This is a genomic window from Actinomadura roseirufa (genome assembly GCF_900659635.1).
GTDB lineage: Bacteria > Actinomycetota > Actinomycetes > Streptosporangiales > Streptosporangiaceae > Spirillospora > Spirillospora roseirufa.
Genome location: NZ_CAACVB010000400.1, coordinates 1 through 5,281 on the forward strand (window position 1 = coordinate 1; position 5,281 = coordinate 5,281).

The window sequence follows — 5,281 nt, forward strand, 5'->3', positions numbered from 1 at the left end:
GGGGAGGCCGCCGCCCTTCTGCGCCGGGCCCGCGCGCACGGCCACCCGCTCCTCGCGCCCTGGGTCGCGGCGCGGCTCGGCGCCTCCGACGCCGCCGCCGGCGAGGTGGGCGGAACCGCTCGTCAGGACGGGCACGACGGGGAATACTGAACTTCGTTCGGCGAAGTCCCCAGAGCGGAGGAACGGTGTCCGCAGGCACGGTGCCCGAGAGCCGCACGGCGTCCGAGGGCCACACGATGACCATCGGCGGCGAGGCCGTCCACGCGCCCGGCGCGTTCGGCGTCGTCGACCCCGCGACCGGCGAGGTGGCCGAGCACGCCCCCGACGCCTCGCGCGCGCAGCTGGACGCGGCGATGGCCGCCGCGGCGGCCGCGTACCCGGCTTGGCGCCGGGACGAGGCGGCCCGCCGCGAGGCGCTGCTGGCGGCGGCCGAGATCCTGTTCGCCCGCTCCGCGGAGCTCGGCCGGATCATCACGCTGGAGCAGGGCAAGCCGCTCGCCGACGCCGCCCTGGAGGTCGTCGGCGCGGGGGTCTGGCTGAGGTACTTCGCCGGGCTCGAGACGCCCACCGAGGTCATCCAGGACGACGGCGCCGCGCGGGTGGAGGTCGTGCGCCGCCCGATGGGCGTCGTCGCGGCGATCACCCCGTGGAACTATCCGCTGCTGCTGGCGGTGTGGAAGCTCGCCCCCGCCCTGCTGGCCGGGAACACGATGGTGCTCAAGCCGTCCCCGTTCACCCCGCTGTCGAGCCTGCGGCTCGGCGCGCTGCTGCGCGGCGTGCTGCCGCCCGGGGTACTGAACGTCGTCAGCGGCGGCGACGAGCTCGGTGCCTGGATGACCGCGCACGAGGTCCCCCGCAAGATCTCCTTCACCGGCAGCGTCGCCACCGGCAGGCGGGTCGCGGCGGCCGCCGCGCCCGACCTCAAGCGGGTGACGCTGGAGCTCGGCGGGAACGATCCGGCGATCCTGCTCGACGACGTCGACCCGGCGGCGGTCGCCGCGCGGCTGTTCCGCGGCGCGTTCCAGAACAACGGGCAGGTCTGCTCGGCCATCAAGCGGGTGTACGCGCCCGCGGCCCGCTACGCCGAGGTGGTCGACGCCCTCGCCGAGTGCGCGCGGGCCGCCAGGGTCGGCGCGGGGACGGCGGAGGGCGTCCAGTACGGGCCGATCAACAACCGCCCGCAGTACGAGCGGGTCGGCGAGCTGGTCGCCGAGGCGCTGGCGGGCGGCGCCCGCGCGGCGGCGGGCGGCGGGCCGATGGACGGGCCCGGCTACTTCTTCGAGCCGACGATCCTCGCCGATGTCACCGACGGCGTCCGGATCGTGGACGAGGAGCAGTTCGGCCCGGCGCTTCCGGTCGTCCCCTACACCGACCTCGACGAGGCCGTCGCCCGCGCCAACGGCACGCACTTCGGGCTGTCCGGCTCGGTGTGGGGCACCGACGCCGACCGCGCGGCGGAGGTCGCCGCGCGGCTGGAGTGCGGCACCGCCTGGGTGAACACGCACCTCGCGCTGTCCCCGTCCCAGCCGTTCGGCGGGCACAAGTGGAGCGGCGTCGGCGTCGAGAACGGTCCCTGGGGCCTCCACGGTTTCACCGAGCTGCAGGTGATCCACCGCTCGAAGCTCTGAGCGGCGGACGGGACCGCCGCCGGGCGATCCGGACGGCCGAGCCGCGTTCGGTAGAGCAGGCTGTACTTCGCGTCCGGCCCGCCGCCGCGGGAGGATTCACCGCGTAGGGTGTCGACCGAGGAGGTACCGGCGGTGGCGCACATGCCCGGACCGGCCGGCGCCGGCCGGTTCGCCCGGGGCGCCGTCCTCGCGCGCGCACGCGCGGTCCTCGACTCGCTCGAGCACTTGGTCGGCGGGCTCGGCACCGCGCTGCTCGCCTTCGGCGCCCTGGCGTGGCTGCTCCTGGTCGCCCTCCTGTCCCCCGCCGGCGTCGGCCTGCTGCTCGCGCGGACGGTGCCGCGCGTGGTGCGCGGCGTCGCCGACCGGGAGCGCGGCCGGCTGTCGCGCTGGGGACCGGAGATCCTCATGCCGGACCCGGCGCCGGACCGGCTGCGCGCCGGGCTCGCCGACGCCACCCTCCGCCGGGAGCTGCGGTGGCTGCTCGTCCACGGCACGCTCGGCCTGTTCCTCGGCATCGTCGGGGCGACGCTGACGCTGAACTCGGTACAGAACATCACCTACCCGCTGTGGTGGCGGTTCCTGCCCGCGGGCGACATCGCGCCGAGCTTCGTGACCTGGAGCATCGACGACGAGGGCGACGCGCTGGCGGTCGCGGTCCTCGGCCTGGGGATGGGCGCCGCCTTCCTCGCCCTCGGGCCGGTGATGGCCCGGCTGCAGGCGTGGCCGGGACGGCGGCTGCTCACGCCCGCCGACGCCGGCGACCTCGCCCTGCGCGTCGCGCAGCTGTCGGCCACGCGCGCCGCGGCCCTGGACGCGCACGCGGCCGAGCTGCGGCGCATCGAGCGCTCGCTGCACGACGGGGCCCAGAACCGCCTCGTCGCCGTCACCGTCCTGCTCGGCGCCGCCCGCCGCGCCCTCACCCGCGATCCCGGCACCGCCCAGGCCGCGCTCGACGGCGCCCACGACGCCGCCGAGCACGCCCTCGCCGAGCTCCGCGCCGTCGTCCGGAGCATCCTGCCGCCCGTCCTGGCCGACCGCGGCCTCACCGGCGCGCTCGCCGGTCTCGCCGTCAGCTGCGCCGTGCCCTGCCGCATCGACGTCGATCTTCCCGCCCGCTGCGCCGCCTCCGTCGAGGCCACCGCCTACTTCGTCACCGCCGAGGCCCTCACCAACATCTCCCGCCACAGCGAGGCCGCCGGCGCCGCCGTCACGGTCCGCCTGCGCGGCGGGCGGCTGCACCTGCGCATCGAGGACGACGGCGGCGGCGGCGCGGAGGGGCGCGAGGGCTCCGGGCTGACGGGCATGCGCGGCCGGGTCGCGGCGCACGACGGAGTCCTGACCCTGACCAGCCCGCCCGGCGGGCCGACGATCCTCGAGGTGGAGTTACCGTGCGGATTGTGATCGCGGAGGACGACCTCCTGCTCCGCGAGGGGGTCGCGCTGCTGCTGCGCGCCGAGTCCCTGGACGTGGTGGCCACCGCCGAGAACCCGGACGCCTTCCTCGCCGCCGTGGACGCCCACCGGCCCGACGTCGCGATCGTGGACGTGCGCATGCCGCCGACCCACACCGACGAGGGCATCAAGGCGTCGGCCGAGGCCCGGCGCCGGCTGCCCGGCCTGCCGGTGCTCGTCCTGTCCGCCTACGTCGAGCAGGCGTTCGCCACCGAGCTGCTCGCCGGCGGCACCGGCGGGCTGGGGTACCTGCTCAAGGAGCGGGTCGGCCGCGTCGACCAGTTCCTCGACGCCCTGCACCGGGTGGCGGCGGGCGGCACCGCCATCGACCCCGACGTCGTCGCGCAGCTGCTCACCCGCACCCGGCACGACAGCGCGCTGAAGCGGCTGACGGCCAGGGAGCGCGACGTGCTCGCCCTGATGGCGGAGGGCCTGGGCAACACGGCCATCGCCGAGCGGTTCGTCGTCACCGAGGGCGCCGTCCACAAGCACATCCGCAACATCTTCGCCAAGCTCGACCTCGCGCCCACCGACCGCGCCGACCGCAGGGTCACCGCCGTCCTGCGCTACCTGGACGAGACGGGCCGGCGCGGCTGACCCGTCCCTTCCGCGTCCCCTTCCCTTCCACGTGATTCCGGGGCGCGTCAGCCCTGGCTGATCCCCCCGCCGAGGTTCATGACGACGACGCCCAGCACGATGATCACCGCGCCCACGACCGTCAGCGGGCGGACCGGCTCGTCGAACAGCAGCACGCCGCCGGCGAACGCCCCGATGGTGCCGAGCGCCGACCAGATCGCGTAGACGGGCCCGACGTTCAGCGAGGTGAGCGCGCGGGCCATGAGGACGAACGAGAGCAGGTATCCCGCCACCACGATCGCGGACGGGCCGAGCCGGGTGAAGCCGTCCGACGCCCGCAGCGACAGCGTCGCCGTCACCTCGAACGCGATGGCCAGGCCGAGCAGGACGAAGGGCATCACCGGCCTCCCGCGTCCCCGCAGTGCTCGGCGGCGACCGCCTCGAACACCTTGACGTCGGCGTCCCACCGGGTGCCCGGCCGCGGCCAGTGCAGCGCGATATCGGTGACGCCGAGCTCGGCGTAGCGGCCCGCGAGGTCGGCGAACGCCCCGGCGGACTCCAGCCACGGCTCCTCGGTGAAGCCCGTGAGCAGCAGAACGTCGCCGGGGGCGCGTCCCTCGGCCGCGTACGCCTCGCGGAGGGCGGCCAGCCGGGTGCCCACCACCTCCCGCGGGTCCCGGCCCTCGGCGTGCCCCGAGGTGACCCAGCCCTGGCCGAGCCGGGCGGCGAGCCGCATGCCGCGCGGGCCGTCCCCGGCGATGACGAACGGCACCCGCGGGCGCTGCACGCAGCCGGGCTCGCCGACCACGTCGCGGGCCGTGTAGAAGGTCCCCTCGTCCGTCGTCACGGGGTCGCGCAGCAGCCGGTCGAGCAGCCGCGTCCATTCGGCGAAGCGGTCCGCGCGCTCGGCCGGGCTCCACTCGTCCCCGCCGAGGACGCCGGCGTCGGACGCGCGGCGGGTGCCGCCCGCGCCGATCCCGACGGTGAGACGGCCCCCGCTGATGTGGTCGATCGTCCGAATCGCGTGCGCGGCCGGGACCGGGTGCCGGAAGTTCGGCGAGGTGACCAACGTGCCCAGCCGCACCCGCGAGGTCACCGCCGCCGCCGCGGCCAGCGTCGTGTAGGCGTCGTACCAGGGCGTCGTGCCCCGCCAGGCGAGGTGGTCGTACACCCACGCGTGGTGGAATCCCAGATCTTCAGCGTGCCTCCACAGCTCCCCCGCCTCCGGCCAGGACTGCATCGGCCACATCACCGTGCCGATCCGTGGTGCGGTCACCTGTTCCTCCGTTCTCGCCCCGGACGCCCCGCGCCGGAGCTTCGCGATCTTCCCATCATCGGTGGTCCCCCGAGTCGGCGAGCCAGTGCCGCAGCGCCCACCACCAGTGCGCGGCGCGGGCCACCGCGTCGCCCGCCGCGGGGTCGAGCAGCGGGCGGCCGGTGAGCTCCCGGAACCGCCGCACCCGGTACTTGACCGTGTTCGCGTGGACGCGCAGCGCGGCGGCGGCCGGCTCGATCCGGCCGCCGTGGTCCAGGCAGGCGAGCGCGGTCGCGGCGAGCTCGCGGTGGAACGGGTCGGCGGGGTCCAGCGCGCCGAGCAGCCCGGCGGCCAGCAGCGACGCCGCGGCC

At 76.1% G+C, this 5,281-nt stretch carries 6 protein-coding genes; 3 read left to right on the forward strand and 3 right to left on the reverse strand.

Annotation, left to right across the window (positions count from 1 at the left end; genetic code table 11):
• Positions 1-185 precede the first annotated feature (185 nt).
• The 3 genes from E1291_RS38740 (at position 186) to E1291_RS38750 (ending at position 3,676) form a co-directional block, all read left to right on the forward strand.
• Positions 186-1,628 carry an aldehyde dehydrogenase family protein gene (locus E1291_RS38740; protein ID WP_242614648.1) on the forward strand — a complete coding sequence of 481 codons (1,443 nt, stop codon included), beginning with the start codon at positions 186-188 and terminating at the stop codon, positions 1,626-1,628.
• Between the two features lie 108 nt (positions 1,629-1,736).
• Positions 1,737-3,029: a sensor histidine kinase gene (locus tag E1291_RS38745; RefSeq protein ID WP_242614649.1), complete on the forward strand. Its 1,293-nt coding sequence runs from the start codon at positions 1,737-1,739 to the stop codon at positions 3,027-3,029.
• Positions 3,017-3,676 (forward strand): response regulator transcription factor, encoded by a 660-nt coding sequence (locus tag E1291_RS38750; RefSeq protein WP_131743005.1) that lies wholly within the window; start codon positions 3,017-3,019, stop codon positions 3,674-3,676. The genes E1291_RS38745 and E1291_RS38750 overlap by 13 nt, the downstream gene beginning before the upstream one ends.
• Before the next feature lie 47 nt (positions 3,677-3,723).
• Here E1291_RS38750 and E1291_RS38755 read toward each other — a convergent pair whose 3' ends face one another.
• From E1291_RS38755 to E1291_RS38765, 3 genes are all read right to left on the reverse strand, one after another.
• Positions 3,724-4,053 (reverse strand): DMT family transporter, encoded by a 330-nt coding sequence (locus tag E1291_RS38755; protein WP_131743006.1) that lies wholly within the window; start codon positions 4,051-4,053, stop codon positions 3,724-3,726.
• Positions 4,053-4,931 (reverse strand): LLM class flavin-dependent oxidoreductase, encoded by an 879-nt coding sequence (locus E1291_RS38760; RefSeq protein WP_207401179.1) that lies wholly within the window; start codon positions 4,929-4,931, stop codon positions 4,053-4,055. The genes E1291_RS38755 and E1291_RS38760 overlap by 1 nt, the downstream gene beginning before the upstream one ends.
• A 55-nt stretch (positions 4,932-4,986) precedes the next feature.
• The coding region (locus E1291_RS38765) for a helix-turn-helix domain-containing protein (protein WP_131743007.1) at positions 4,987-5,281 on the reverse strand (295 nt) is incomplete at its 5' end.